Source organism: Nesterenkonia halobia, from assembly GCF_039536005.1.
Lineage (GTDB): Bacteria > Actinomycetota > Actinomycetes > Actinomycetales > Micrococcaceae > Nesterenkonia > Nesterenkonia halobia.
Map to the genome: position 1 here is coordinate 494955 of NZ_BAAAYG010000003.1, position 26838 is coordinate 521792.

The following is a 26838-nucleotide window of genomic DNA, read 5'->3' on the forward strand; positions in this document are numbered from 1 at the left end:
CGATGCGATCCCCCGCCGGCGCGCGCTCCCGCGCGTCGGCTCCCAGCCCTCGCCGACCGGAACGGCCCGGTCGGCGCCGTCGAAGGAGAACACCATGGTGGAACGTCGACTGCCGGATCCCCGCGAGCTCGCGGAGCTGATGCAGTTCAAGAAGCCGGACCTCAATGCGAAGCGGCGCCGGCTGAACTCCGCGCTGACCATCGAGGATCTGCGCACCATCGCCAAGCGCCGCACCCCGCGGGCGGCCTTCGACTACACCGACGGCGCCGCCGAGGGCGAGCTGTCCATCCACCGGGCGCGGCAGGGCTTCCAGGACGTGGAGTTCCACCCCGCGATCCTGCGCGACGTCTCCGAGGTCGACACTTCGGTGGAGATCTTCGGCGGGCCCTCCGCCCAGCCCTTCGGCATCGCGCCGACCGGCTTCACCCGGCTGATGCAGACCGAGGGCGAGACCGCCGGCGCCTCGGCGGCCGGAGCCGCGGGGATCCCCTTCGCGCTCTCCACGTTGGGCACCACCTCCATCGAGGACGTGCAGCAGGCCAACCCGCACGGGCGGAACTGGTTCCAGCTCTACGTGATGCGCCAGCGCGAGATCTCCTACCAGCTGGTGGAGCGGGCGGCGGCGGCCGGCTTCGACACGCTGTTCTTCACGGTGGACACCCCTGTGGCCGGCGCCCGGCTGCGCGACACGCGCAATGGTTTCTCCATCCCGCCGCAGCTGAGCCTGCGCACTGTGGTCGACGCGATCCCGCGGCCCTGGTGGTGGTTCGACTTCCTGACCACGCCGCCGCTGGAGTTCGCCTCGCTGACGTCGACCGGCGGCACCGTCGGCGAGCTGCTGAACTCGGCGATGGACCCCTCGATCTCCTTCGACGACCTGAAGATCATCCGCGAGCTGTTCCCCGGGACGATCGTGGTCAAGGGCGTGCAGACCGTGGAGGACGCGAAGACGCTGGCCGACCTCGGCGTCGACGGCGTGGTGCTCTCCAACCACGGCGGCCGCCAGCTGGACCGCGCGCCGGTGCCGTTCCACCTGCTGCCCGAGGTCGTCCGCGAAGTCGGCGACGACCTCGACGTCACTATGGACACCGGCATCATGCACGGCGCCGACGTCGTCGCCGCGCTGGCGATGGGCGCGAAGTTCACTTTCATCGGCCGGGCCTACCTCTACGGGCTGATGGCCGGCGGCCGGGCCGGCGTCGACCGCACCATCGAGATCCTCTCCACCCAGGTGGAGCGGACGATGAAGCTGCTCGAGGTGACGTCCGTCGACGAGCTCGGCCCGGAGCATGTCACCCAGCTGCAGCGCACCGCTCCGCGCGAGCTGCGCGGCGCGGCGTCGCTCGACCCGCGCTGAGCGGGCGGGCTGAGCGACCCGCGCTGAGCGGGGCGGACGCAGACGATCCCCGAGTTCCCGCAGAATCACCGTGCTGCAGCACGATGAATCTGCGGGAACTCGGGGATCGTCTGCGTGGAGGGGGGCGTGATGCCGATCGCCGCACGGAGCGGGTCCCGGCACGACGCGGCGGTCAGTCCGGTCTGCGGGGAGGCGTCGGGCCGGACGATCCGGACGAGCCGGAGGCGTCCGGCGCCTGTGCAGCATCGGCGGCCTCCGGGGAGCCGGCCGGCGATCCTGCCGGCTCCTGCCGGTCTGCGGCGGAGTCGTCGGCACCGTCCTGGTCCGCCGGGGCCTCGCCGGCGGCAGCCTCGGCCTCGTCGGCCTTCTTCTTCCGCCGATTGCTGAGGATCCCGAAGATCACCGACCCGATGATCAGCGCCCAGATGACCCAGTCGATCGGGCTCCGGGTGAAGAAGATCAGCAGGTCCCCGTCATGGGCCTGCATGCTGTCCAGGAAGTTCGACTCCAGCGAGCCGCCCAGGATGAACCCGATGAGGAAGGTGGTGATCTGGATGCCGATCTTCATGAAGACGAAGCCGAGCACGCCGAAGATGACCGCCGTCCAGACGTCGAACATCACGCCGTTGTTGATGGCGTAGGAGCCGAGCACGCACATCACCAGGATGATCGGGTACAGCACGTACTTCGGGATCTCGATGATCCGGGCGAAGTAGCGGATCGAAGTGAACATCAGCACGAGCATCACGAGGTTGGCGAAGATCAGCGCGTAGATGATCGACGACCACATGTCGGGGTTGTCCGTGATGAACAGCGGGCCGACGTGGATGCCCTGCAGGACGAAGGCTCCGAGGAGCACCGCCGTGGTGCTGTCACCGGGGATGCCCAGCGACAGCAGCGGCACCAGCGCGCCGCCGGTGAGGCCGTTGTTGGAGGCTTCGCTGGCGACGACGCCCTCCGGCGACCCCTTGCCGAGCTTGCCGGGCTTCTTGGAGAAGTTCTTCGCCTGCGTGTAGGACATCAGCGAGGCGGCGCTGCCGCCCACGCCGGGCAGCACGCCCAGGAACGTGCCGATGGCCCCGGAGCGGACGACGTTGGTCGTCTGCCCCTTGAACACGCTGAGCGTGAACTTCGCCTCCTCGCTCTCTTTGGCCTTCTTCAGCTTGAGCTTCTTGTCGGCCGCGTCCCGGAGGCCCAGCTCGGAGTTCCGCAGGATCTCGGCGATGCCGAAGAGTCCGATGAGCACCGGCAGCAGCGAGAAGCCGTTGTAGAGCTGGTCCTCCAGGAAGCTCGGCGTCATCCGCAGCTCGTTGTTCGTGGGGAACACCCCCACCAGGCTGAAGAAGACGCCGAGCAGGGCGCTGAAGAGCCCCACGACGATGCTCTTCTCGGAGATGGAGGCGATGATCGTCAGGGCGAAGACGATGATCAGGAACTTCTCCACCGAGGAGAACTCGATCGCCACCGAACTCAGCGCCGGGGCGAAGAAGTACAGCACGATCAAGCTGATGATCCCGCCGGCGAAGGAGGCGACGATGCCGATCTTCAGCGCCTTCTCCGCGAAGCCCTTCTGCGCCATCGGGTAGGCGTCGAAGGTCGTGGCGACCGACGACGGCGTGCCCGGAAGCTTCAGCAGCGCCGCAGGGATCATGCCGCCGCTGATTCCGCCCACGTAGAGGCCGAGCAGCAGGGCCACGCCCTCCGCCAGGTCCATGGAGAACGTCAGCGGCAGGAACACCGCCACCGCCATGGTGGCGGTCAGCCCGGGGATCGAGCCGAAGACGATGCCGATCAGGACGCCCAGCGCGACGAGCGCGAACGCCATGGGCGTGAGGACCTCGAAGATGTCCATGACTGATCCCCCTTACGGAAGAGTGATGTCGAACAGCTGGCCGAACACGAGCCAGATGGCCAGGGGCGTGCAGATGGCGCTGGCTCCGATGCCGATCAGTCCGCGCACGCTCGTCGTGGGGCGGAGCACCGCCGAGACGGCGATGACGAACAGGATGCTCGACAGCAGGAAGCCCAGCGGGTTCAGCAGTGCGACGTAGGCGATGATGCAGACGATCGCCCCGAAGAGCTTCTTCCAGTCGAAGCCTCGCTGGAAGAAGCGGAAGCGCTGTTCCGCCGACACCGGGCCGTAGCGTACGCGGCGCACCGCCCAGCGCAGGCCGATGATCAGCAGCAGCACCGCGAGCAGGACGCCGATCGCCACCGGGAACACCAGGTGATAGTCGCTGAAGTCGACGTTCAGCCTCAGGAGATCAGTCATGGGGGTACCTTTTCAGCCCTTCCTCGCGTGCTGGGTGAGGGCGGATCAGTTGGCCAGGTCGGAGAACTCGGGTGCCTGGTCGATGATCGACTCGAGACGCTGGCGCTTCTCGTCGATGTACTCCCGGCTCTCGTCGGCGGGCACGTAGTCGGCGAGGAACTGGTTGGTGTTCAGGTCCTCGACGTAGGCGTCGGACTCGATCGCGGTCGCCGTCGCCTCGTCCAGCGCGGTGCGGAAGCCCTCGTCGATGTCCTCCGGCATCAGGAGGAAGAACTCCTTGTCGAAGGTGAAGGGCTCGCCGTCGACCTCGATGCCCTGTTCCGCGAAGGTCGGGATGTCGTAGCCTTCGATCGGCTCGCTGGCGGTGATGCCGAGGAACTTCTCGCGGACGTCGGCCTCGACGTCGTCGCCGGTGTACTGCTCGTTGCCGGCGACGGAGCCGTAGATGATGTCGACGTTGCCCGACCAGAGCGCCTGGTTCTTCTCCTCGTCCGAGCCGGTGGGCAGGACATCGATCCGGTCGGCGACGTCCTGGCCGTAGGCCTCCTGGACCCAGATGTAGAAGGCGTCGAGCGACAGCTCCGAGGTGCCGCCGGCCTCCACGGCGAAGGTCAGGGTCTCGTCGCCGTTCTGCTCGAGCCAGTCGGCGGCCTCGACCATGGTGCTGTACGGCGCGTCGTGGGCGGCGAGGAACGCCGCGCCCGGGTTCGCCGAGACGACGGGACCGATCTGCCAGTTCTCGGGGGCGAACTTCTCGGGCATCGCGCCGTACTTCACGGAGAGGTAGGCCATGTCGTGGAAGAACATGATCGTGCTGCCGTCGTCCTTGGCCGAGTCCAGAGCCTGGAAGGCGTTGTTGGCGCCGACGGCGTCGGCCTTCATGTTCACGCCCAGCTCCTCGCCCACGTGTGTGGTGAAGGCATGCGAGTTCTGGTAGGTGTCGGCGGTCGTCGAGCTCGAGCCGAGGACGACGCGGACGCGGTCGACGTCGACGCCGCCGTCGCCGCCCGAGTCGCCGTCGTCGCTCGAGCATCCGACGACTCCGAGGGCCAGAAGCGGTGCGGTGATCGCTGCTGCCGTCTTCTTCATGGTGCTACCTCACGTTCATCGAGGGGCGTGTCTGCCCGGTGGTGCTTCGGACTGTGGGGAGGGGCGGCGACCCGGTGCGAGTCGCCGGAGGCCCGGCAGGATCAGGCCGATGTGCTCATCGTCGAGCAGCACCGGGCGATGATCAGCTCGGTGTAGCCGTGATCACATGTCCGACCGGTCATGAGGACGCTATGGGGTGATAGTCGATCCTGTCCAGGACTCAAAACACATCTATTGATGCACTGAATGCATATAGAGAGTATCGCTCCTCGCGTTGTGATGCCCTGGCGGTCTCGCGGGCCATCGATTCCGGTGTCGGCTGGACGTCATCGGCTGCTCGGACGGCTCACTCATGCGCGGCGTGCATCAATAGATGTGCTGTGAGCTTTGGACAGGTATCGCGAGGGCCGATTAGCGTGAACCCACTCACAGATTCCTCAGGAAGGGTCTCCATGACTGATCTCGCGCCCAGGGAGCTCGCCGGACGGCTGGCCGGCGGCCTCCTCTCCTTTCCCGTCACCCCGTTCACCGAGGACGGCGCCGTCGACCATCGGCGTCTGGTGGACCACCTCGAGTGGCAGTCCGGACATGACATCGCCGGGCTCTTCGTCGCCGGCGGCACCGGCGAGGGATTCTCCCTGTCCCCCGAGGAGCATCGCGAGGTCACGCGGACGGCCGTCGGCGCCGTGCGTCGCGGGGTCCCGGTGCTGAGCTCTGCGAGCGGCAGCACCGCCCAGGCTGTGGAGATGGCGCGGGCGGCCGAGGCCTCCGGCGCCGCCGGGCTGCTGCTCATGCCGCCCTATCTCACCGAAGCGGCGCAGGACGGTCTCGCGGCCCATGCGGCGGCAGTGCTGGAGAGCACGAGTCTCGGGGTCATCCTCTACAACCGGGCCAATGCGCAGTACTCGGGGAGGACGGTCGCGCGGCTGGCGGACGAGCACCCGAACCTCATCGGGTTCAAGGACGGCGTGGGCGACATCGAGCATCTCGCTCGGGTGCGGTCGGCCGCCGGCGACCGGCTGTTCTACCTGGGAGGGCTGCCGACTGCCGAGACCTTCGCGCTGCCTCTGCTCCAGATGGGGATGACGACGTACTCCTCGGCGATGTTCAACTTCGTCCCGGAATTCGCCCTGGCCTTCCACCGTGATGTGCTGGTCCAGGACACGCGGGCGGTGCAGGAGAAGCTGGACCGATTCGTGCTGCCGTACCTGGACATCCGCGACCGGGAGAAGGGTTTCGGCGTCTCGATCGTCAAGGCCGGCCTCCGGTCGGTGGGGCGGGACTGCGGTCCGGTCCGTCCGCCGCTGCGCGACCTGGACGCGACCGAGCAGACCCAGCTCGATGCCCTCGTCGCGTCCCTGCCCGCCGACGTCCGTTCGACCGGATCCGCACGAGAGGAGCTCTCCGCATGACCATCGCCGCCTCCGGCAGCACGCCGCGCGTCTCCAACGTCGAGATCGTCCCCGTCGCCGGGCACGACTCGATGCTGATGAATCTCTCCGGCGCCCACGGCCCGTTCTTCACCCGCAACGTCGTCATCCTCACCGACGAGGACGGGCGCACCGGCCTCGGCGAGGTGCCCGGCGGGGAGAAGATCGCCGCGACGCTGCGCGAGGGGGGCGAGCGACTCACGGGGCGTCCTGTCGGGGAGTTCCGCTCGGCGCTGCGCGAGCTCACCGAGTCGTTCGCCGGTCTCGACGCGGGCGGCCGAGGGGAGCAGACCTTCGACCTGCGGACTGCCGTCCACGCCGTCACCGGTCTGGAGTCGGCGCTGTTGGACCTGCACGGCCAGCATCTCGGCGTGCCGGTGGCGGAGCTCCTCGGCGACGGCCGGCAGCGCGACAGCGTGCCGATGCTCGGTTATCTCTTCTTCGTCGGAGATCCCGACGTCACCGGCATGCCGTACCTGCGCGACGACGACGCCTCGGACGCCTGGGGGCGCCGGCGGCGCGAGGAGGCCATGGACGCCGCCGGCGTCGTGGACCTCGCCCGCGCCGCCCAGGAGCGCTACGGGTTCCGGGACTTCAAGCTCAAGGGCGGGGTCCTCGCCGGCGACGACGAGGTCGACGTCGTGGCCGCGCTGCATGAAGAATTCCCCGAATCGCGGATCACGCTGGACCCGAACGGCGGCTGGCTGCTGGACGAGGCGGTGCGCCTGGGACGTCGCATGCAGGGGAAGGTCGCCTACGCGGAGGACCCCTGCGGGGCCGAGGGGCGCTTCTCCGCCCGCGAGATCATGGCAGAGTTCAAGCGCGCCACCGGCCTGCCGACGGCGACGAACATGTGCGCCACCGACTGGCGTGAGATGGCCGCGGCGATCCGGGCCGGAGCCGTGGACATCCCGCTGGCGGATCCGCACTTCTGGACGATGGCCGGATCCGTGCGAGTGGCCCAGCTCTGCCACGACCTGGGGCTGACCTGGGGGTCGCATTCGAACAACCACTTCGACATCTCGCTGGCGATGTTCACCCACACCGGCGCCGCCGCTCCGGGAGAGATCACCGCGTTGGATACGCACTGGATCTGGCAGGACGGACAGGGCCTCACCGAGCAGCCGCCGCAGATCCGCGACGGGGCCGTCGCGGTCCCCGACGCTCCCGGGCTCGGCGTCCGGCTGGACCGTGAGCGGCTGGACGCGGCCCACCAGCTGTACCGAGAGCATGGGCTGGGGTCCCGGGACGATGCCGCGGCCATGCAGCACCTGATCCCGGGATGGGAGTTCGACCCGAAGCGCCCGGCGATGGTGCGGTGATCCGCTCGGCGCCGCAGCGCGGCGGCTGACTCCGCCGCCGGCGGCCGGCACGACGATTCAGGCAGGTGGCATGGACGGGATCCTCCTCGGATTCAGCGTGGTGGGCGTGCTGGTGCTGACCGGCACGGGAATCGCCGGGATCGCGCCGGGAACCGCCGGAACCATCCAGCGCGGCGTCACGCCGCTGGTCTACTGGGTCACCACTCCCTGCCTGATGGTCGTGCTGGTCTCTCGGGCCGACGTCCGGGAGATCGTGGGGCTCTACACCCCCGCGGCACTCGTGATCGCGCTGCTGACGGGCGGCGTCTTCGCCGGTCTGGGCCTGCTCCTCGGCCGACGTCCTCGCGACGTCGTCGCCGGAGCGATGGCCTCCAGCTACGTCAACGCCGGCAACATCGGAGTGCCGATCGCGGTGTACATGGTGGGCAGCACCGCTCCTGTGGTCTCGGTCCTGCTGGCGCAGCTGCTCGTGCTGGCGCCGCTCTACCTGACGTTGTTCGGACTGCTCTCCGCCGGGGAGGCGCCCGGCGAGCCGACGAGCGGGCGGCGCGTCCGCCGTCGGCGTGCTCGGATGCGCACTGTGGCCGGATCTCTCCTGAACCCGGTCACGGTCGGGGTGCTGATCGGCGGGACCATCTCGCTGACCGGTGCGCGGCCGCCGGCGCCGATCTGGGAGCCGCTGCGCATGCTCGGCGAAGCCTCGATCCCGCTGATGCTGCTGATCTTCGGCATGGCGCTGCGCCAGGAGCGTCCGTTCGCCGTGCGGGAGCATGTGCTCGGCGGGATCCTCGGCACCGCGTGCAAGGTCGTACTGATGCCGGCGCTGGCGTGGGTGATCGGCGGTCCGCTGCTGGGGCTGGAGGGGCAGGAGCTGCTGGGAGTGGTGATCATGGCCGCGCTTCCGACGGCCCAGAACGTCCACGTGTTCAGCGGCCAGCACGGCATGGAGACCACCGTGGTCAAGGACGTGATCGTCTCCAGCTCCGTGCTGGCGCTGCCGACTGTGCTGCTCCTCGCCTGGCTCCTCGGGGCCTGACCCCCCCCGCTCCGAACCCAGCACCGACGAGAGGGAAGAGACTCGATGGACGTCGACGACAGCAACATCAGGAGCATGAGCCCGTCGTCCTCGACGCCGACGGAGCAGTTCGACGTCATCCTCGTCGGGGCGGGCATCATGTCCATGACACTGGGTGCGGTGCTCTCCGAGCTGGAACCGCACTGGTCGATCGGAGTGTTCGAGAGCCTGGACCGGGCCGGGCGGGAGTCCTCGGACGCCTGGAACAATGCCGGCACCGGTCATGCGGCCCTGTGTGAGCTCAACTACACGCCCCAGGACGCCTCTGGGAGGATCTCGCCGGCCAAGGCGATCGGGATCAACGAGCAGTTCCAGGTCTCGCGCCAACTCTGGTCCCACTGGGTCGAGGAGGGCGTCCTCGGCGCGCCGCGGACCTTCATCACCGGACTGCCGCACATGAGCTTCGTCCGCGGCGACGCGCACGTCGACTACCTCCGACGGCGGTACGAGAACCTGGCCCGTCAGCCGGTCTTCTCCGCGATGCGGCACACCGAGGACCCGTGCACCATCGACCGGTGGGCGCCGCTGCTGATGCGCGGCCGGGCATCGGACGAGACGGTCGCCGCCACCCGGGTCGAGGACGGCACGGACGTCGACTTCGGCGCGATGACCCGACAGCTGGCCGCCCACCTCGACGGGGCGCGTGCGTCATTCCGACATCGCCGTCGCGTGACGGCGATGGAGCAGGACAGCAGCGGGTGCTGGTCGCTGCGGGCGGTGAACACCGCCACCGGCGAGCAGACGCCCATGAGCGCGAAGTACGTCTTCGTCGGAGCCGGAGGGGGCACGTTGAAGCTCCTGCAGTCGGCCGGTCTGCCCCAGGTGCGCGGGTACGCCGGGTTTCCGGTGGGCGGCCAGTTCCTGCGCACCACAGATCCGGAGACGGTGCAGGAGCACCACGCCAAGGTCTACGGGCTGCCGCGTCCGGGAGCCCCGCCGATGTCGGTTCCGCATCTGGACACGCGCGTCGTGGACGGGGAGCGGGCCGTGCTGTTCGGGCCCTATGCGAGCTTCTCGCCGCGATTCCTCGCCCAGGGCCGGCGGACGGACCTCATCGCGTCCCTGCGGAGGGACAACATCCTGCCGCTGCTCCATGTGGCGCAGGACCGACGTGATCTCGTCAGGTTCCTGGTCAAGGAGGTCGCCGCCTCGCGCCGGAGCAGGGCGGACCAGCTGTTCGACTACGTCCCCGCGGCCGACCCTGAGCGCTGGGAGCTGCTCACCGCCGGGCAGCGCGTGCAGGTCATCAAGCCCGGCCCCGCCGTCGACGGGAAGCCGGGGCGCGGGCAGGTCAAGCTCTTCGGCACCGAGCTCGTCGTCTCCCGGGACCGCACCGTCGCCGGTCTGCTGGGCGCCTCGCCCGGGGCGTCGACCGCGCCGGAGATCGTGCTCCGCACCCTGTCGGAGGTCTTCCCCGAGAAGAGGGCGGCGTGGGAGCCCCGGCTCGTCGAGATGATCCCCTCCTACGGACGGGCGCTCAACGAGGACCCCCGGCTGCTGGAGGAGCTTGCCGAGGCCACCTCTCGCCGGCTGGACCTGGGCTGAGCCGCGGATGCCGCAGGCGGCGGGCGCAGGGATCCGAAGATCCCCGAGTTCTCGCAGATTCATCGTGCTGCAGCGCGGTGATCCTGCGAGAACTCGGGGATCTCGGCGGGGGCAGGGGCTGAGAGCGCCGGAGGTCAGCTGCGCCGCTTGCGCAGCTCCTCGACCATCTGCGGCACGACCTCGAAGAGATCCCCGACGACGCCGAAGTCCGCGATCTCGAAGACCGGGGCGTCCTCGTCCTTGTTGATCGCCACGATGGTCTGCGCGGTCTGCATGCCGGCGCGCTGCTGGATCGCCCCGGAGATGCCGGCGGAGAGGTAGAGCTGCGGGGAGACGGTCACACCGGTCTGGCCGATCTGCGCGGCGTGGTCGATCCAGCCGGCGTCGGTGGCCGCGCGGGAGGCGCCGAGCGCCGCGCCGAGCTCGTCGGCGAGCTCCTCCAGCGGGCCGAAGTCGCCGTCGAGGCCGCGGCCGCCGGCGACCACGCACCGCGCCTCGGTGAGCGAGGGACGGTCGGAGGCCTCCAGCGGAGTGCGCTCCAGGACCCGCAGGTCCTCGGCCGCGGCCGGAGTGACCGGCAGCGTGACGATCTCCGGCGCCCCGCCGGGAACGAGGTGGGGCTCCGTCGAGTTCGGCTTCAGCGTCGCGATCAGCGGCCGGCCCTCGGCCACGCGGGCGGTTGTCGTGTAGGAGCCGGCCAGCACGGACTTGGTGATGCGCAGGTCGTGGGAGAGGCCGACGCCGTCGGTGATCAGCCCGGTGTCCAGCCGCACCGCCAGTCGCGCCAGCGCGTCCGTGGTGTCGGCGGTGTTCCGCGCCAGCACCGCGTGGGCGCGGGTCTCCTGCACGGCGGTCTCCAGCAGGTCGATCACCGCCGGATCCGGGGCGTGGATCTCGCCCTCGCCGGTGTAGAGGGTGTGCACGCCCTCCAGCGCCAGCGCATGCACCGCGTCGGAGGTGGTGGAGCCGGTGACGACCTGCACCTCGCCGACGGCGTCGGCCAGAGTGATCAGCTCCCGCTGGGCGGTGGTCAGCTCGGCGCCGACCGATTCGAAGTAGACCAGGACAGCACTCACAGCACACGCTCCTTCTGCAGGAAGTCGACGATCTGCACGCCGGCGTCGCCCTCATCGGTGATCACCGTGCCGCCGTGCCGCGGCGGGCGCGGATCGGCGGTGAGCACCTGGGCGCGCGGCTTCACCGACGTCGGGCCGATGCCGACGCTCGTCAGGCTCAGCTCCGTCAGCGGCTTCTTCTTCGCGGCCATGATCGCCTTGAAGTTGGGGTAGCGGGGGTCGTTGGCCTGGTCGGTCACCGAGACCACCGCCGGCAGCGCCGCGGAGACCGTCTGCTGCTCGACGGTGGCGGTGCGGGTGACGACCAGCCGGCCCTCGGCGAGCTCCACCGAGGTCGCCTGGGAGAGCAGGTGCACGCCCAGACGCTCGGCCAGCTGGGCCGGCACCGCCCCGGACTCGCCGTCCTCGGAAGCCATGCCGGTGACCACCAGCAGCTCGCCGTCGAGCTCGGAGACCTCCTGGACGCGCTCGATCGCGGCGCGCAGCGCGGTCGAGGTCGCGGAGATGTCGGCGCCGGCCAGCGCGTCGTCGGTCAGCACGAAGGCGTCGTCGGCGCCGATCTGCAGCGCCTTCTTCGCCGCGGCGGCGGCACCGGAGGGGCCCATGGTCAGGGCGGTCACCCGGACCTCACGGTCCTCGGCGGCCTCCTTGATCCGCAGCGCCGCCTCCAGCGGATGCTCGTCCAGTTCTCCGAGGACCCCCTCGGAGCGGTCGATATGCCGCTCCTCGGTGAACCGGCGCTCGAGCTGAGCATCCGGCACCCACTTCACCAGGGTGATGATGTGCAGGGGGGTTCCAGCTGCCGCGTCTGGCATGGGGCTGACCTCGCCTCGCTCTCGACTGTCCACGGGTCTTCGTCGCCGCGGTGCGGAACCGACGGCGGTCATCCCCGCCATCCTGCCACGGATTCGTGGCCGGAGTCACCGCAGGTGTCGTTCTTGACGCGCGGCACGACGGGGAAGCGGCGGGAAGCGGGATGCGAGCGGGGCGTCCGGTGCCGGCGCGCCCGCGGCGGCTCAGTCCGCCGGGGCCTGCGCCGGCAGGCGCGGCGAACGGGTCGCCCACCAGGTGCCGGTCAGCGCGGTGATCGTCAGCCGCGCCGCCCCGGCGCTCCTCGACGGAGGACGGCGGCGTCCCGGCGTAGCCTGGGGCCATGCACCTCGGCCCGGACCGTCTCCCGGGCTCCGTCCGACCGGAGGGAAACTGATGTCGATCCCGTCCGCCGCACCCGGCGCCTTCACGCTCGGCCCGTCGCTGCTGTTCTGCCCGGGGTCGATGCCGGCGCGCTTCGACAAGGCCGCCGCCCGGGCCGATGCGGTGATCATCGACCTCGAGGATGCCGTGGCCGCCGTCGACAAGCCGGCCGCGCGGATCGACGTCGCCCGGGCGCTCGACGTCGGCGCCGCGGCCGGGGCGGAGGAGGACCATTCCGAACCGTCGCTGGATCCGGCGACGACGCTGGTGCGGCTCAACGCCGGCGACCCCGAGGAGCTCGAGGCGGATCTGCAGGCCCTCGACGACGCCGGGGTGCGTCACGTCGTCGTCCCCAAGGCCGCCGACGTCGCCGTCCTCGACCGGCTGCATGCGGCGATGCCGCACGCCGGGCTGATCCCGCAGATCGAACGGCCCGACGGCGTGCTGGCCGCCTCCGCGCTGGCCGCCCATCCCGCCGTCGAGGCGCTCTTCTGGGGCACGGAGGACATGACGGCGGCCTTGGGCGGGACGACCTCGCGGACCCCCGACGGCGCGCTGCGCGGGGCGCTGCAGCATATCCGCCACATCGTGCTGATCACGGCGGCGGCGCACGGCGTCGCCGCCGTCGACGCGACCTCCACCGAGCTCCGCTCGCGGCCGCGGCTGACCGCCGACGCCGAGGAGGCCTGGGCCAGCGGGTTCGCCGCGAAAGCCTGCATCCACCCCGACCAGGTCGAGCCGATCCGGCGGGAGTACATGCCCGCGCCGGCCGACGTCGAACGGGCCAAGGCGCTGCTCGCCGCCGCGCCGTCCTCGCCGGCGGCGTTCCGCTTCCGCGGCGAGATGGTCGACGCCCCGGTGGTCGCCCAGGCGCGGCGCGTGCTGGCCCGCTACGACGCCGGCCGGGAGCACCACGAGGACCGCGGGCGCCGCCGGCGCGACGCCGACGAGGCGGAGTGAGAGAATCGACGACGGCGTCGCCGCGCCGTCGTCGCCCGCCCCGGCGGTGAGCGAGGGCGGCGGATCGACGCCGTGCCAGCCCGGTCGACCGGGTGCATGCCCAGATCCGCCTGAGCCCGACGTCTGCGAAAGGACCTGAGATGTTCCCCGGCTTCTACGAGGAGATCCACGAGGAGTTCCGCGAGGTGGTGCGCGAGTTCGTCGCCCGCGAGGTGACCCCGCACTACAAGCAGTGGGACGCCGCCCACCTGATGGACCGCGCGGTCTGGGAGGCCGCCGCGGAGAACGGCCTGCTGGGGCTGGCCGTCGACGAGGACCACGGCGGCATGGGGCTGACCGACTACCGGTTCCGGATGATCCTCGACGAGGAGCTCGCCCGCGCCGACGCGCTGGGACTGGCCCTCGCCCTGCATCTGCACGACGACTGGGTGCTGCCGGCGCTGCGACGCTTCGGCACCGCTGAGCAGCAGCAGACCTGGCTGCCGCGGTTCCTGGACTCGAGCTTCATCGCCTCGGTGGCCTTCACCGAGCCCGGGGCCGGCTCCGACCTGCGCGGTGTCCGCACCAAGGCGGTCCGCCAGGACGACGGCTCCTGGCTGCTGACCGGGCAGAAGACGTTCATCGGCAACGCCGTCTCCGGCGACGGCGCGCTGGTGCTGGCCCGCACCGACGGCTCCGACGTGAAGCGGCGCGGGGGCGCCGAGTCCTTCAGCCTCTTCCTGGTGGAGAAGGAGGACAACCCCGGGTACCAGGTCGGCTCGCAGCTGGAGAAGATGGGGCTGAAGGCCTCCGACACCGCCGAGCTGTTCTTCTCCGAGGCCCGGGTGCCGGCCGAGAACCTCATCGGCGGCGAGGGCCGCGGGCTGGAGATCGCCAAGGAGATCCTGCCGCAGGGTCGGCTGGCCGTGGCCGCCGGGGCCGCCGCCGTCGCCGAGGCCGCACTGGGGCAGACCGTGGACTACGTGCGTCAGCGCACCGCCTTCGACCAGCCGGTCGCCGAGTTCCAGAACACCCGCTTCCAGCTGGCCGAGCTGCAGATCGAGCTCGAGGCCGTCCAGCGGTATCTGGCCGCGACGGTGGAGGCCTTCGACGCCGGGCAGCTGGACGTCGTCGGCGCCTCGAAGGCGAAGCTGTTCATCGGCGAGCGGGCGAAGTCGATGCTCGACACCTGCCTGCAGCTGCACGGCGGCTACGGCTACATCCTGGAGTACCCGGTCGCCCAGGCCTACCTGGCGGTGCGGCTGATGACGATCTTCGGCGGCACCAGCGAGATCCTGCGCGAGACGATCGGCACGGACCTGCTGCGCGACTGAGCGGGCCCTGACCCGGTCACCCGGGCAGGGCGGCTCGCCCCGTCATCGAGCGGCGGCTCCGCGCGGCACCTGCTCGCCGACACGCCGTGTCGCGGGGCGAGATGCTGCGCGGAGCCGCCGCTCGACGCCCGGGGAAGTGCTCAGGCGCTGGCGACCTCGTCCGGGGCCTCGAAGCGCAGGATCGCGGCGATGCCGCCGGGCAGCTCCTTCTCGGCGACGGCGGCGTCGGCGTCGATCCGGGCGCAGGCGGCGAGCACCGCGCCCTCGCCGTCGACCACGCCGTCGCGGGTCAGCAGCAGCGTGTCCACCGCGCCCATCTCCGCGGCCAGGCGCACGGCGTCCACGCCCTCGGCGACGTGGTTGCGGGCCTTCGCCTCCTCGAACTTCCCGGTCCAGTCCTGGGCGTCCTCGGCGCTGATCCCCGCGACGATCTCGCGGAGGTCCTGCTCCAGGGCCTCCTCGGCGCCGGCGTCGTCGGTGCCGCCGTGCTCGGCGATGTGGGTGATCTCCGTCAGCGCGGTCGGCAGCTCGTCGCTCAGCGCCGTGCGTCCCTGGATTCCGCCGGCCAGCACCACGGCGTCGGGCTTCCACCGGCGTGCCAGGCGGTCCACCCGCTCGGCGATGCCGCGGGCGTTCTGCTTGACCACCTCGTCGGCCCGGCGCTGGATCTCCAGGTGGGAGTAGGCGCCTTCGCGCGGCTTGTGCACCGAGCCGCGGCCCGGGCCCTCGACGTCCACCTCGGCCTCGGCGTCGGCGTGGAGGCCCTCGGAGACCAGGGTGCGGCGCACAGTGGCCTGCTCCTGGTCCACGACGACGACCAGCAGCCGTGCCGAGGTGGCGCGCTCGCGGACATAGGCCCCGAGCTCGGGGACGGGGGAGACGTGGGCGGCGTCGCCGGCGCCCAGCGCGGCGTCCCAGGCCTCGTCGAGGAGCACCGTCTCGGCGTCGGCGACCAGCACGCGGCCGTCGGTCTGGACCTCGGTGAGGTCCTCGCCGTCGCCCAGCAGGGCCTGCTGCATGGCTTCCAGGGCGGCCTCGGGGGCGCCCTGGTCCGCCAGCCGGCGGCGCAGGTCGTCCCAGCGGAGCCGGACCTGGTGGTCGGCGTCCTCGGCCGGCGAGCGGGCCTCGAGATAGATCGTGGAGTACGGTGCGGTCTTCTCGGACAGCGACTTCAGCGGAGCCAGATGCATCGACGGAACCTCCTCGGTTCGATGATCGTCATGACGGTCCCGACGGGCCCTCGGGCGGGCCCGCCCCGTCGTGGTCCGAGACAATCACGGGTGCCAGCACGGCGTCCAGCAGTCGGGCTCGGGACGTCGGGCGCCCTCAGAACTCCTCGTAGACCGCCGGGTCCTGGTCGTTCGTCCGCCCGTCGGGGCGGGCCAGCCCGCTGATCTCGGCGATCTCCGCCTCGCTCAGCGCCACCTGCGGCGCCTCGAGGTTCTTCCGCCGCCGCTCGGCCGAGGAGGCCTTCGGCAGCGGCAGCGCGCCCAGTGCGACGTGCCAGGAGAGGATGACCTCGCCGACGCCGACGTCGTGGGCCTCGGCGATGCGCACCAGCACCGGGTCGGTGAGCATCTCGTTGGCCCGGCCCAGCGGGCTCCAGGCCTCGGTGATGATGCCGTGCTCGGCGTCGTAGGCGCGCTGCGCGGCCTGCGGGAAGTAGGGGTGCATCTCGATCTGGTTCACCGCCGGGGTCACGCCCGTCTCGGCGATGAGCCGGTCGATGTGCTCGGGCAGGAAGTTGGAGACGCCGATGTGCCGGACCAGTCCGCGCTCCCGGGCCTCGACGAGCGCCTGCCAGGCCTCGACGTAGAGGTCCTGGGAGGGGTTCGGCCAGTGGATGAGGATCAGGTCCAGGTGGTCCAGCCCGGTGCGCAGCACCGACTCCTCGATCGCCGGCACCGCCTTGGCGTGCGCGTGGTGGCGGCCGGGCAGCTTGGAGGTCACGGTGACCTCCTCGCGGGCGACGCTCGAGCGCCGCACGGCCTCGCCGACGGCGCCCTCGTTCTCGTAGTTGAACGCCGAGTCCAACAGGCGGTACCCGCTGTCGAGCGCCTCGGCCATGGTCTGCGCGCCGGCGAGACCGTTGAGCTTATAGGTGCCGAAGCCGACGTCGGGCAGGGTGAGGCCGTCGTGCGAGGTGAAGCTCATCTCTCCTCCTGGAGTCTGGAGTCTGGAATCTGGGATCTCGGGGGAACCGTGGGGCGGGGTCGACGCGCGGGGTCGACGCGGGGACCGGCCGGGGCCGGGTCAGCTCAGTCGCAGGCCGCGGTGCCGGTTCAGCGCCGCGTGGATCTCCTGGCGCCGCGGCCGCGCCATCGCGCCGGGATGCCCGCGGTGCGGAGACAGCGCGTCCAGCCCTTCGGCATCGATCCGCGCGCACAGCGTCTCGATCAGCTCGACGACGTCGCGGCGGCCGTCGGCCATCTCGTCCAGCCGGTCCAGCGCATGGGCCAGTGCGGCGGTCTGTGCCGGGTCCACCAGCTGCGAGACCGCGGCGAGGTCGATCGTCGTGCGGTCCTGCTGGATCGCCGTGCGCCCGCGGGCCTTGGCCGGTTTGCCGCGGCCCGAGCGCAGCGAGGACGGCTGCGGCACGCGGCGACGCTCGCCGGCGAACACCGGGCCGGCCGTCGTCGGGCCCTCGGGGTGCTCGGCCAGCGCGCGGGCCTCGGCGGTCGCGTCCCGGGCGAGGTAGGAGTCCAGGGCGATGACCTGGTCGGCGACGTCGAAGAAGGCGCCGGAGCCGCCGGCGACCAGCACAGTGGAGACGCCTCGCTCGGCGTGCAGCGGGCGGATGCGGTCCACGAACGGGGTGATCGGCTCGCGGTCGGCGGGGATCAGCGCGCGCATGCGCTCGTCGCGGATCATGAAGTTCGTCGCCGAGGTGTCCTCGTCGATGAGCAGCGTCTTCGCGCCGGCCTCCACCGCCTCGGCCAGCCCGGCAGCCTGCGAGGTCGAGCCGCTGGCGTTGGTCGTGGAGAAGTCGCGGGTGTCGCTGCCCGAGGGCAGATCGCCGATGAACGGCGAGATGTCCACTCCGGTCGCCGCACGGCCGTCCTCGGCGCGGATCGCGGTCGCATCGTCCCGGGTGAGCACCCATTCGCGGCCGTCGCCGGCGATATGCGGATGGATGCCCCGCTCGACGGCGCGCAGCAGCGTGGACTTGCCGTGGTAGCCGCCGCCGACGATCACCGTCACGCCCTCCGGGATGCCCATGCCGGTCACCGTGCTGCCGCTGGGCAGCTCGAAGGTCACGCGCAGCGACTCCGGGGAGCTGAAGGGCACGGCGTCGGCGGCGTCCATGGGCAGGTCCGAGTCGCCGGAGCGGCGCGGCAGGATCGCCCCGTCGCCGACGACGGCGACCAGGCCGGCCTCGGCGAGGCGCCCGCGCAGATGCAACTGGTCGCGGTGCAGGGTCACGTGGGCGCGCAGCGCCGCGGCGTCGAGGGCGTCGTGGTGCAGCGCCTCCTCGGCGAGGCGCGGCAGCACCTCGGTGAGCAGGGTCGCGGCGTCGCGGCCGCGGATGCGGCGTCCGGCGGCCGGCAGCGCCACATGCAGCCGGGCCTCGACGTGGGTCTCGCCGATGACCACGCTGGTGCGTTCGAGCACCTCCTGGCCGGGCCGGTTGATGCTCACCTCGCCGGCGTCGCGACCGTCGGGGCCGTGCCGGCGGGCGGCCTCGGCGGCCCGGCGGGTCAGGAAATCGGCGACGGCGGTGCGCCCGGCGGCGGTGTCGACCAGGTCGGCGGGCAGGTCGGCGGCCTCGCGCGGGACCAGCAGCCGCATCAGCGACGGCGGCGCGTAGGGGTCGACCTGGACGTGGTCGACGGCCAGCGTCGCCGGGCCCAGGTCATGCCGGCCGCGCAGCTGCTTGTAGGAGGCGTAGCCGCGGCCGTCGAGGGATTCCAGCGTGCTCCGCAGCGAGCGGGGGTCCGCCATGCGTGGTCACCTTCCGGGTCGGTGCCGGGTCGCTCCCGACTCTATCCGGCCGGGCGGTCGCGGGACATGCTCGATGGTCCCGCGGGGCGTGTCAGGTCCGAGGGCGTCGAGTGGTCACGGGTGACGGGATCTCCGCCTCGATTCCGCCGTATCGCGGGACAGATGTCGTCACACGTGGCCACTCGATCCGTCCGGGTCGCCGAGCCGGCGGTGCGGTCGCGGCCGGTCACTCCGCCGAGGCCGGCGAGCTCACGGCGCGCCAGGTGGTCACCAGCTGGCTGAACTCGGTGACCTGGATCAGCACGTGCTCGCGGGCGGCGTCCTCGGCCGTGCCTGCGTCGCCGGCGCGCACGGCGGCGGCGATGGTGCGGTGCTCGGCCAGCGAACGGCGCATCCGGTCCGGCACGCGCAGCTGCAGCCGCCGGTAGGGCTGCAGCGTGCGCTTGAGCTGGTGGACCTGCTGACGCAGGTACTCGTTGCCGCAGGAGTCGTAGAGCGTGGCGTGGAAGCGGGCGTTGGCGTAGTAGTAGCCGTCGGCGTCGCCGGCCTCGGCGTGCCGGGCGCATTCGGCCACCGCCTCGTCGAGGGCGGCGAGCTCCGCGATCCCGATGCGGCGGGCGGCCAGGCGGGCGGCCATGCCCTCGAGCTCGGCCATGACCTCGAAGCGCTCGGCGAGCTCGGAGAGGCCCAGCTCGGTGACGTAGGTGCCCTGCTTGGGCCGGATCTGGACGAGCCCCGAACGCTCCAGGGCCTGCAGCGCCTCGCGCACCGGGGTGCGGGAGCAGCCGAACTCCTCCTCGAGCCGGGTCGGGTCCAGGCGCTCGCCGGGGCGGTGCCGCCCGTCGACGATCGCGTTCTCCAGCGCGTCGCGGACGCGCTGCGACTCCGGGATCCGTGCCATGTCCACCTCCGCGGCTCAGCGTAGTCGACCGCTCCGTCCGCTCCGGGGTGTGGCGCGCATCACCTGCGGTGCGGTACAGTGCGTTGTTATATACATCACGATAGCTGATGTACATGACATGGCGGATCCGACCGTCGCGACGCATGAGGAGGGACGATGGCACGACAGGACGGCTGGCTGCTGGCCGACCTCTTCCGCATCCTGCGGCGGCGCCGCGGCGGCGCGGCGGATCCCCGCCCGGAGGACCCGGAGCCGCTGGAGGAGCTGCTCGCCGCCTGCGAGGCGCTGATGGGCGAGGTCGGGGAGGCCTCCCGGCGCGCCGTCGCCGCCCGGGCGCTGGCGGCGTACCGCCGGCTGGACGACGCGGCGAAGCGCACGTTCCTCCACCATCTCCTGGAGGACTACGACGTCGACCCGGCGGCGGTGCGCGCCGCGTACCAGCAGTGGGAGGCCGCCGACGGCGAGGAGCGACGTCACGCGCTGCCGGAGCTCTTCGACGCCGTCGAACCTCCCCGCCAGCAGCTGCTGCGTCGGTTGAACCACGCCCCGCACGCCACGACGGCGCTGGTGGAGATGCGCGCGGATCTGCTGCGGCTGATGCGCGAGCATCCGGCACTGCGGCCGCTGGACCACGACTTCCACCACCTGCTGGTCTCCTGGTTCAACCGCGGCTTCCTGCGCATGGAGGAGATCACCTGGGACTCGCCCCGCGAGCTCCACCAGCATCTGCTGCGCAGCGAGAAGGTCCACCCGATGGCCGACCGGACGGAGCTGCGGCGTCGGCTGCAGCCCAAGGACCGGCGCTGCTTCGCCTTCTTCCACCCCGCCACCGGCGAGGTGCCGCTGATCTTCGTCGAGGTCGCCCTGGTCCGCGGCATCCCGCGCGAGGTCGGCCCGCTGCTCGAGCCGGGGCCGGCGCTGAGCCCGTCGAAGGCCGACACGGCGGCGCTGTACTCGATCAACACCGCGATGGCCGGACTGGCCGGGATCTCCTTCGGCAGCCTGCTGATCAAGCAGGTCATCGAGGAGGTCGGTCAGCAGCTGCCCCATCTGGAGCACTTCGTCACGCTCTCCCCGATCCCCGGATTCCGCCGCTGGCTGGAGCGCCGGGAGGATCCCGAGCTGCTGCGGCTGGCCATCGACCTGGGCGGATCCGTCGCGACGTCGGGCTCGTCCGGTGCGCATGACGGCGCTGACCAGGGAGGCGAGTCTGCGGGGCCGGAAGGGCCGGGGGAGCCCGAGCAGTCCGCGGAGACAGCCGCGCTGCGCGACCGGCTGCTGCCGGTGCTGGCCCGCTACATCACCGAGGAGCGTCGCGACGACGGCCGCCCGGTCGACCCGGTCGCCCGCTTCCATCTCGGCAACGGCGCGGCCGCCTGGCAGCTGCACTGGCCGGCCGACCGCTCGGCGTCGGGGCTCGAGCAGTCCTACGGCGCGATGATCACCTACCGCTACGATCCGGCGGCGCTCGAGCGTCGCCATGAAGACTTCGCCCGGCGTCGGACCGTCGCCGTCGAGGGCCCGCTGCTCGAGCAGGCCGGCCGCCCCGACGCCGACGACGCCGACGTCGGCACCCCTGACCACGACACGAGAGGACCCGCCGCCATGGCCGCGACCGTCACCCCGATCCACCGCTCCTTCGACGCCCAGGTCGCCCGCCGCCCGGAGCAGGCGCTGTTCCACCTGCCCGACGGGACCGCGATCAGCTACGGCGCCTTCGAGCACACCGTCCGCCGGGTGGCCGCGACGCTGCTGGCCGACGGCGTCGAGCGCGGCGACCGGGTGGCCGCCCAGGTGCCGAAGTCTCCCGAGGCGCTGGCGCTGTATCTGGCGACGCTGCGCGTCGGCGGGGTCTATCTGCCGCTGAACACCGCCTACACCGGTGCGGAGATGGACTACTTCCTCGACGACGCCGCGCCGCGGGTGCTGGTCTGCGCCCCGGACCGCGCCGCGGAGCATGCCGAGCGGACCGCGGGACGGGCGGGGGAGCCGGGTCTCGTCGTCGAGACCCTCGACGCCTCCGGCGGCGGCAGCCTGCTGGCCGGCGAGGAGACCAGCGACGTCTCGGCCGAAGTCGCCGAGGACGAGCCCGCGGCGATCCTCTACACCTCCGGGACCACCGGCCGCTCCAAGGGAGCGGTGCTCACCCACGGCAACCTCGCCTCCAACTGTGCGGCGCTGCTGGAGGCCTGGCGCTTCACCGCCGAGGACCGGCTGATCCATGCGCTGCCGATCTTCCACATCCACGGGCTCTTCGTCGCGGCGAACATGACGCTGGTCGCCGGGGCCGCGATGGACTGGCTGCCGGGCTTCGACGCCGAGGCGATCCTCGAGCGGCTTCCCTCGGCCACAGTGCTGATGGGCGTGCCGACCTTCTACACCCGGCTGCTGGCCGACGAGCGGCTCACCGCCGCGGCCTGCGCGTCGATGCGGCTGTTCGTCTCCGGCTCGGCGCCGCTGCTCGCCGCCGACCACGAGGCTTTCGCCGAGCGCACCGGCCACGCCATCCTGGAGCGCTACGGGATGACCGAGACCGGGATGAACACCACCAACCCCTACGACGGCGCGCGCCGGCCCGGCACCGTCGGGGTGCCCTTCCCCGGCGTGGAGATCCGCGTGACGGACCGGGAGAGCGGCGAGGTCCTGCCCGACGGCGAGGTCGGGCTCGTCGAGGTCCGCGGCCCCAACGTCTTCGCCGGCTACTGGCGGATGCCGGAGAAGACCGCCGCGGAGTTCCGCGAGAACGGCTTCTTCATCACCGGCGACCTGGGGCGCATCGACGAGCAGGGCTCGCTGACCATCGTCGGCCGGGACAAGGACATGGTCATCTCCGGCGGCTACAACGTCTACCCCAAGGAGATCGAGGAGCTGGTCGACGCCCAGTCCGACGTCGCGGAGTCGGCGGTGATCGGGGTGCCGCATCCGGACTTCGGCGAGACCGTCGTCGCCGTCGTCGTGCCCGCCGCGGGCGGGAGCCCGAGCGAGGGGAGCGTGGTCGGCGCCCTGGAGGGACGGCTGGCGCGGTTCAAGCAGCCGCGGGCGGTCCGCGTGGTCGAGGCGCTGCCGCGCAACGTGATGGGGAAGGTGCAGAAGGCCGAGCTGCGGACCCGCTTCGCCGAGCTGTTCACCGGCGCCGGCGTCTGAGGCGGGTCCCGCCGGAGGAACGACTGCACGACGGGGCCGCAGGCCCCGCGACGACGAATCAGGAGATGACCCATGGTGGTGTACGGAGTGGCGGCGCTGGCGCTGTGCCTGCTGATCGGCGAGCTGATCGGCGAGGCGCTGGGCATCGCCGTCGGAGTCGACGCCAACGTCGGCGGCGTGGGCTTCGCGATGATCCTGCTGGTGCTGGTCACCGACCGGCTGAGGCGCCGGGGCCTGTTCCCCGAGTCCTCGGAGCGCGGGGTGATGTTCTGGAGTTCGATGTACATCCCGATCGTCGTCGCGATGGCTTCGACGCAGAACGTCGCCGAGGCGCTGACCGGCGGGCCGATGGCGATCGTCGCCGGGCTCGCCGCGCTGGCCGCGGCCGCGGCGCTGGTCCCGGTGCTCGCGCGGATCGGCCCGCCGGCGGACCCGCTGCCGCCGCGCGGGGAGGGCGACGACGCCCGCCTGGCCGGATCCGCCCGGACGAAGGAGGCCTGAGATGGACACCATCGCTTCAGTGCTGGAGGACAACGATCTGCTGGTCGCCTTCGCGGCTGTCGGCGTGCTGATGCTCGTCTCCGGCTGGATGTCGCGGGGCCTGACCCGCGGCCGGCTGCACGGCTCGGCCATCGCGATCATCCTCGGCCTGGCGCTCGCCGGCTGGGGCGGCGCGACCACCGGCGGCGAGGACGGGCTGGCCGATCTGGCGATCTTCGGCGGGCTCGGCATCCTGGGCGGGTCGATGCTGCGCGACTTCGCCATCGTCTCCACCGCCTACGGCGTGGACCTCAGCGTCATCCGCCGCAGCGGGGCGACCGGCGTGCTGTCGATCCTGCTGGGCGTGGTGGTCTCGTTCCTCGTCGGGGCCGTCGTCGCCGCGGCCTTCGGCTACACCGACGCCGAGTCGATGGCGACCATCGGCGCCGGCGCGGCGACCTACATCGTCGGGCCGGTCACCGGCACCGCCGTGGGCGCCGGATCGGACGTCATCGCGCTGTCGGTGGCCGCCGGGCTGGTGAAGTCGGTGGTGGTGATGGTCGCGACCCCGATGATCGCCCCGCTGATCCGGCTGAACAATCCGAAGGCGGCGATGGCCTTCGGCGGGCTGATGGGCACCACCTCCGGCGTCGCCGGCGGCCTCGCCGCCACCGACGAGCGGCTGGTGCCCTACGGCGCGATGACCGCGACCTTCTTCACCGGGGTGGGCTGCCTGCTGGGGCCCTCCGTGCTCTACGTGGCGCTGCGCGCCCTCGTGGGGTGAGAGGCGGACACGCGGTGTCGCCCGCCGCATCGAGTGGCCTCTGGTGACGAGATCTCGGCGCCGACTCCGTCGCATCCCGGCTCAGACGTCGTCATTAGCGGCCGCTCGATGCCGGCAGGCCTCACGCAGGCTCCCTCACGCGCGCTTCCGCGCCCGTCGTCCGGCCGATCCGCGAGGGCCACCACAGGCGTCCGCCGAGGTCGACGCCGAGCGCGGGCACCAGCAGCGTGCGGACGACGAAGGTGTCCAGCAGCACCCCGAGGGGCACCAGGAACGCCAGCTGCACCATGAACATCAGCGGCAGCACCCCGAGCGCGGCGAAGGTCGCGGCGAGCACGACGCCGGCCGAGGTGATCACCCCGCCGGTGACCACCAGCGCATGGAGCAGGCCCTCCCGGGGCCCTCGATGCGGGGTCTCCTCGCGGGCGCGGGTCATCAGGAACACCGTGTAGTCCACGCCCAGCGCCACCAGGAACATGAAGCCGTACAGCGGGACGGTGGGGTCGGCGCCGGGGAAGCCGAAGACGTGGTTGAACACCAGCGCGGAGACGCCCAGCGCGGTCAGGAAGGACAGCGTGGTCGCGGCCACCAGCAGCAGCGGGGCCACCAGCGAGCGCAGCAGCAGCACCAGGATCGCCCCGACGGAGACCAGCACCGCCGGGATGATCACCGTCAGGTCGCGCTGGGCGGTGGCATTGGTGTCCAGCTGCGTGGCGGTCGTCCCGCCCACCAGCGCCTCCTGGTCGACGGCGTCGAGCTCGTCGCGCAGCCGCTGGACGGTGGACTCGGCGGCGGGGGAGTCCGTCGCATCCTCCAGCGTGGCCGAGATCTGCACCTGGTCGTCGACCACGCGGGCCTGTGCGGCCTCCTGCGCCGGCGCCCCGCCTTCGGCGACGAGCTGCGCCGCGGCGACGCCGTCGACGCCCCGGACGGTCTGCAGGGCGGACTCGGCGTCGTCGGCGGGGGCGAAGACGCTCGTCGGCGCCCCGGTCCCGGCGTCGAAGTGGTCGGCCAGCATGGCCTGCCCGGCCTTCGTGTCGGTCTCGGTCAGCACCACCTCGGACTGTTCCACGCCGTCGGCGCGCAGCTGCGTCACGCCGGCCGCGCCGACGATCAGGACCAGCAGCACCACGGCCCAGATCGGACGCGGGCGGGCGCGCACCCATCCGGCCGTCCGGGCCCACAGGCCCGTCCGGGCGTGCGCGTCCGCGCGCTCCGCAGCGGCGTCGGCGGCGCGGGGGATGCGCGGCCAGAAGATGCCCCGGCCCGTCAGGGACAGCAGCGCCGGCAGGAAGGTCAGGGCCGAGGCCATGGCGAAGACGATGCCGGCGGCGGCCACCGGGCCGAGGGCCCGATTGGAGTTCAGGTCCGAGAAGAGCAGGCACAGCAGCGCCAGCGCGACGGTGCCGCCGGAGGCGAGGATCGGCGGCGTCGAGCGTCGCAGGGCGGTGCGCAGCGCCGCATGGCGATCGGCGGTGTGCCGCAGCTCCTCCCGGTGACGGGCGACCAGCAGCAGCGCATAGTCGGTGGCGGCGCCGATGACGAGGATCGACAGGATCCCCTGCACCTGGCCGTTCAGCTCGATCCAGCCCTGCAAGGCCATCTGGTGCACCACGGTCACCGCCGCGCACAGCGCGCCGATCGCGGAGAGCAGCACCAGCAGCGGCAGCAGCGGCGAGCGATACACCAGGATGAGGATGACGAACACTGCGACGACGGCGACCAGCAGCAGCATGCCGTCGATCCCGGCGAACGCCGAGGACAGGTCGGCCGAGAGCGCCGCCGGGCCGGTCACATGCGCAGTCCACGCGGAGGCGTCGAAGTGCTCGGCGGCGACGGCGCGCACCTCCTGGACGGCGCCCTCGTCGGCGGCCTGCTCCGTCAGCAGCACGGTGAGCTGCACGGCCGCGCCATCCTCGGAGGGCACGGGGCCGGCCACCTCGGTGACCCCCGGCGTCGCGCGCAGCGCCTCGGCGGCGTCGTCGGCGTCGGCGAGGGCCGAGGCCTCCAGTCCCTCAGAGGTCCCGGAGTCTCGCTCGGCGACCACTGTCGTCGGCACGGCGTCGGAGTCGGCGAACTGCTGCTGCAGCTCGGACGCCCGGGTGGACTCGGCCTCGGCCGGCAGGAAGGTCTCCTGGTCGTTGCTGGTGACCTCGGAGAGCGCGCCGAACGTCGTGCCGCCGGCTCCGGTCCAGGCCAGCCAGGCGAGCACCACCAGCAGCGGCAGCAGCAGCCGTCGGGCCCATCGGGTGCGCGCGTCGTGCGTCGGGGCGCTCATGCGTCCTCCTCCGGAGATGCCGGCTGCGTCGGCTGCGTCGGCCGCGCGGTCTGTGCAGTCTGTGCAGTCTGTACGGTCTGTGCCTGGTCCTGAGGATCCGCCAGGGCCGCGGCGAGGTCGGCGAGGAAGGCCGTGACGACCTCGAGGTCCGCGTCGTCGCGGGCCTCGATGACCTCGCGCATCGCCTGCAGCTCGCCGCCGAAGTGCCGGAGGAAGGTGCTCCGCGCCTGATCGGTGAGCTCCACGATCCGCGACCGGCGGTCGGCGGGGTGCGGAGTCCGCCGCACGTGGCCGGCCGTGGCGAGGCGGTCCAGCAGCGTCGTCACCGTCGCCGTGCTCAGCCGCAGATGCTCGGCGATGTCCTGAGGCGTGGTCCGCGTGCCCTGCCGCTCGCGGATCACCAGCATCCGGAGCGTGCTGACGTCGGAGGCGTTCATCTCCACCGCGGACTTCAGCCGATGGTGCGTCCGGTCCAGGGAGTCGTCGAGCAGCTGGACGGCTTCCAGGGCGGCGAGGGCCGCCGGGCGGCCGGCCCGGCTCGCGTCGGTCGGGCTCGCGTCGGCCGGCTCCGGAGCGTGAGGGCGCGGGGCGTCATGCATGGGCCCATTCCACTCGATTCTCGAGTGGATCGGAAATCGAGACGATCCGCGCCCTCGTGGCGTCGGATGCGGCACCC

Annotated in this window: 22 protein-coding genes; 11 read left to right on the forward strand and 11 right to left on the reverse strand. The window is 71.9% G+C overall.

Annotation, left to right across the window (positions count from 1 at the left end; translation table 11 throughout):
- The first annotated feature begins 94 nt into the window (after positions 1–94).
- Positions 95–1357, forward strand: a complete 1263-nt coding sequence (locus ABD652_RS04970) for an alpha-hydroxy acid oxidase (protein ID WP_344718790.1) — start codon at positions 95–97, stop codon at positions 1355–1357.
- Between the two features lie 172 nt (positions 1358–1529).
- Here ABD652_RS04970 and ABD652_RS04975 read toward each other — a convergent pair whose 3' ends face one another.
- The 3 genes from ABD652_RS04975 to ABD652_RS04985 are packed head-to-tail and all read right to left on the reverse strand — an operon-like array spanning position 1530 to position 4718.
- Positions 1530–3209 carry a tripartite tricarboxylate transporter permease gene (locus ABD652_RS04975; protein ID WP_344718792.1) on the reverse strand — a complete coding sequence of 560 codons (1680 nt, stop codon included), beginning with the start codon at positions 3207–3209 and terminating at the stop codon, positions 1530–1532.
- A gap of 12 nt (positions 3210–3221) precedes the next feature.
- Positions 3222–3629 carry a tripartite tricarboxylate transporter TctB family protein gene (locus tag ABD652_RS04980; protein ID WP_344718794.1) on the reverse strand — a complete coding sequence of 136 codons (408 nt, stop codon included), beginning with the start codon at positions 3627–3629 and terminating at the stop codon, positions 3222–3224.
- Between the two features lie 45 nt (positions 3630–3674).
- Complete coding sequence (locus ABD652_RS04985) at positions 3675–4718, reverse strand: type 2 periplasmic-binding domain-containing protein (RefSeq protein ID WP_344718796.1); 1044 nt, start codon at positions 4716–4718, stop codon at positions 3675–3677.
- Between the two features lie 27 nt (positions 4719–4745).
- On the opposite strand from ABD652_RS04985, the gene ABD652_RS04990 reads away from it, so the two are divergent.
- The 5 genes from ABD652_RS04990 to mqo all read left to right on the forward strand — a co-directional run bounded on the left by ABD652_RS04990 (position 4746) and on the right by mqo (position 10090).
- Positions 4746–4874, forward strand: a complete 129-nt coding sequence (locus tag ABD652_RS04990) for a hypothetical protein (protein WP_344718798.1) — start codon at positions 4746–4748, stop codon at positions 4872–4874.
- Positions 4875–5170: 296 nt separating this feature from the next.
- Positions 5171–6130, forward strand: a complete 960-nt coding sequence (locus ABD652_RS04995) for a 5-dehydro-4-deoxyglucarate dehydratase (RefSeq protein ID WP_344718800.1) — start codon at positions 5171–5173, stop codon at positions 6128–6130.
- Positions 6127–7470, forward strand: coding sequence for an enolase C-terminal domain-like protein (locus ABD652_RS05000; RefSeq protein WP_344718802.1), 1344 nt, complete (start codon positions 6127–6129; stop codon positions 7468–7470). The genes ABD652_RS04995 and ABD652_RS05000 overlap by 4 nt, the downstream gene beginning before the upstream one ends.
- 70 nt (positions 7471–7540) lie before the next feature.
- Positions 7541–8506, forward strand: a complete 966-nt coding sequence (locus ABD652_RS05005) for an AEC family transporter (RefSeq protein WP_344718803.1) — start codon at positions 7541–7543, stop codon at positions 8504–8506.
- Positions 8507–8581: 75 nt separating this feature from the next.
- On the forward strand, positions 8582–10090 hold the full coding sequence (gene mqo / locus ABD652_RS05010) for a malate dehydrogenase (quinone) (protein ID WP_344718804.1): 1509 nt from the start codon (positions 8582–8584) through the stop codon (positions 10088–10090).
- Between the two features lie 134 nt (positions 10091–10224).
- On the opposite strand, the gene ABD652_RS05015 is transcribed toward mqo, so the two are convergent.
- Together ABD652_RS05015 and ABD652_RS05020 are read right to left on the reverse strand one after the other, a co-directional pair.
- Positions 10225–11166 (reverse strand): electron transfer flavoprotein subunit alpha/FixB family protein, encoded by a 942-nt coding sequence (locus ABD652_RS05015; protein WP_344718805.1) that lies wholly within the window; start codon positions 11164–11166, stop codon positions 10225–10227.
- Positions 11163–11981 (reverse strand): electron transfer flavoprotein subunit beta/FixA family protein, encoded by an 819-nt coding sequence (locus tag ABD652_RS05020; protein WP_344718807.1) that lies wholly within the window; start codon positions 11979–11981, stop codon positions 11163–11165. The genes ABD652_RS05015 and ABD652_RS05020 overlap by 4 nt, the downstream gene beginning before the upstream one ends.
- 391 nt (positions 11982–12372) lie before the next feature.
- Here ABD652_RS05020 and ABD652_RS05025 point away from each other — a divergent pair, with 391 nt between their 5' ends.
- Both ABD652_RS05025 and ABD652_RS05030 read left to right on the forward strand, forming a co-directional pair.
- Positions 12373–13320 carry an HpcH/HpaI aldolase/citrate lyase family protein gene (locus ABD652_RS05025; RefSeq protein ID WP_344718809.1) on the forward strand — a complete coding sequence of 316 codons (948 nt, stop codon included), beginning with the start codon at positions 12373–12375 and terminating at the stop codon, positions 13318–13320.
- 140 nt (positions 13321–13460) lie between these two features.
- Positions 13461–14633: an acyl-CoA dehydrogenase family protein gene (locus ABD652_RS05030; RefSeq protein ID WP_344718811.1), complete on the forward strand. Its 1173-nt coding sequence runs from the start codon at positions 13461–13463 to the stop codon at positions 14631–14633.
- A gap of 140 nt (positions 14634–14773) precedes the next feature.
- Here the strand turns inward: ABD652_RS05030 and ABD652_RS05035 are convergent, their stop codons facing one another.
- The 4 genes from ABD652_RS05035 to ABD652_RS05050 all read right to left on the reverse strand — a co-directional run bounded on the left by ABD652_RS05035 (position 14774) and on the right by ABD652_RS05050 (position 19476).
- Entirely contained in the window at positions 14774–15823 is a 1050-nt protein-coding gene (locus ABD652_RS05035) for a baeRF2 domain-containing protein (RefSeq protein WP_344718813.1), read from the reverse strand.
- Between the two features lie 136 nt (positions 15824–15959).
- Positions 15960–16787 (reverse strand): aldo/keto reductase, encoded by an 828-nt coding sequence (locus tag ABD652_RS05040; protein WP_344718815.1) that lies wholly within the window; start codon positions 16785–16787, stop codon positions 15960–15962.
- Positions 16788–16886: 99 nt separating this feature from the next.
- On the reverse strand, positions 16887–18575 hold the full coding sequence (locus tag ABD652_RS05045) for an ABC-ATPase domain-containing protein (protein WP_344718817.1): 1689 nt from the start codon (positions 18573–18575) through the stop codon (positions 16887–16889).
- 226 nt (positions 18576–18801) lie between these two features.
- Positions 18802–19476, reverse strand: coding sequence for a GntR family transcriptional regulator (locus ABD652_RS05050; RefSeq protein WP_344718819.1), 675 nt, complete (start codon positions 19474–19476; stop codon positions 18802–18804).
- A 156-nt stretch (positions 19477–19632) separates the two neighbouring features.
- On the opposite strand from ABD652_RS05050, the gene ABD652_RS05055 reads away from it, so the two are divergent.
- From ABD652_RS05055 to madM, 3 genes are all read left to right on the forward strand, one after another.
- On the forward strand, positions 19633–22620 hold the full coding sequence (locus ABD652_RS05055; RefSeq protein WP_344718821.1) for an AMP-binding protein: 2988 nt from the start codon (positions 19633–19635) through the stop codon (positions 22618–22620).
- Between the two features lie 72 nt (positions 22621–22692).
- Positions 22693–23121, forward strand: a complete 429-nt coding sequence (madL, locus tag ABD652_RS05060; protein WP_344718823.1) for a malonate transporter subunit MadL — start codon at positions 22693–22695, stop codon at positions 23119–23121.
- Position 23122: 1 nt separating this feature from the next.
- Positions 23123–23884, forward strand: coding sequence for a malonate transporter subunit MadM (gene madM / locus ABD652_RS05065; protein ID WP_344718825.1), 762 nt, complete (start codon positions 23123–23125; stop codon positions 23882–23884).
- Between the two features lie 121 nt (positions 23885–24005).
- Here the strand turns inward: madM and ABD652_RS05070 are convergent, their stop codons facing one another.
- Together ABD652_RS05070 and ABD652_RS05075 are read right to left on the reverse strand one after the other, a co-directional pair.
- Positions 24006–26162, reverse strand: coding sequence for an MMPL family transporter (locus ABD652_RS05070; RefSeq protein ID WP_344718827.1), 2157 nt, complete (start codon positions 26160–26162; stop codon positions 24006–24008).
- The gene (locus tag ABD652_RS05075; protein ID WP_344718829.1) at positions 26159–26761 is read right to left on the reverse strand and encodes a MarR family winged helix-turn-helix transcriptional regulator; all 603 of its coding nucleotides are present in this window, start codon (positions 26759–26761) and stop codon (positions 26159–26161) included. Before ABD652_RS05075 ends, ABD652_RS05070 begins: the two co-directional genes overlap by 4 nt.
- Positions 26762–26838 lie beyond the last annotated feature (77 nt).

Coding starts and splice junctions, on each gene's coding strand:
- ABD652_RS04970 (WP_344718790.1), top strand. CDS start 95: ATGGTGGAACGTCGACTGCCGGATCCCCGCGAGCTCGCGGAGCTGATG.
- ABD652_RS04975 (WP_344718792.1), bottom strand. CDS start 3,209: ATGGACATCTTCGAGGTCCTCACGCCCATGGCGTTCGCGCTCGTCGCG.
- ABD652_RS04980 (WP_344718794.1), bottom strand. CDS start 3,629: ATGACTGATCTCCTGAGGCTGAACGTCGACTTCAGCGACTATCACCTG.
- ABD652_RS04985 (WP_344718796.1), bottom strand. CDS start 4,718: ATGAAGAAGACGGCAGCAGCGATCACCGCACCGCTTCTGGCCCTCGGA.
- ABD652_RS04995 (WP_344718800.1), top strand. CDS start 5,171: ATGACTGATCTCGCGCCCAGGGAGCTCGCCGGACGGCTGGCCGGCGGC.
- ABD652_RS05000 (WP_344718802.1), top strand. CDS start 6,127: ATGACCATCGCCGCCTCCGGCAGCACGCCGCGCGTCTCCAACGTCGAG.
- ABD652_RS05005 (WP_344718803.1), top strand. CDS start 7,541: ATGGACGGGATCCTCCTCGGATTCAGCGTGGTGGGCGTGCTGGTGCTG.
- mqo (WP_344718804.1), top strand. CDS start 8,582: ATGAGCCCGTCGTCCTCGACGCCGACGGAGCAGTTCGACGTCATCCTC.
- ABD652_RS05020 (WP_344718807.1), bottom strand. CDS start 11,981: ATGCCAGACGCGGCAGCTGGAACCCCCCTGCACATCATCACCCTGGTG.
- ABD652_RS05025 (WP_344718809.1), top strand. CDS start 12,373: ATGTCGATCCCGTCCGCCGCACCCGGCGCCTTCACGCTCGGCCCGTCG.
- ABD652_RS05030 (WP_344718811.1), top strand. CDS start 13,461: ATGTTCCCCGGCTTCTACGAGGAGATCCACGAGGAGTTCCGCGAGGTG.
- ABD652_RS05035 (WP_344718813.1), bottom strand. CDS start 15,823: ATGCATCTGGCTCCGCTGAAGTCGCTGTCCGAGAAGACCGCACCGTAC.
- ABD652_RS05040 (WP_344718815.1), bottom strand. CDS start 16,787: ATGAGCTTCACCTCGCACGACGGCCTCACCCTGCCCGACGTCGGCTTC.
- ABD652_RS05045 (WP_344718817.1), bottom strand. CDS start 18,575: ATGGCGGACCCCCGCTCGCTGCGGAGCACGCTGGAATCCCTCGACGGC.
- ABD652_RS05050 (WP_344718819.1), bottom strand. CDS start 19,476: ATGGCACGGATCCCGGAGTCGCAGCGCGTCCGCGACGCGCTGGAGAAC.
- ABD652_RS05055 (WP_344718821.1), top strand. CDS start 19,633: ATGGCACGACAGGACGGCTGGCTGCTGGCCGACCTCTTCCGCATCCTG.
- madL (WP_344718823.1), top strand. CDS start 22,693: ATGGTGGTGTACGGAGTGGCGGCGCTGGCGCTGTGCCTGCTGATCGGC.
- madM (WP_344718825.1), top strand. CDS start 23,123: ATGGACACCATCGCTTCAGTGCTGGAGGACAACGATCTGCTGGTCGCC.
- ABD652_RS05070 (WP_344718827.1), bottom strand. CDS start 26,162: ATGAGCGCCCCGACGCACGACGCGCGCACCCGATGGGCCCGACGGCTG.
- ABD652_RS05075 (WP_344718829.1), bottom strand. CDS start 26,761: ATGCATGACGCCCCGCGCCCTCACGCTCCGGAGCCGGCCGACGCGAGC.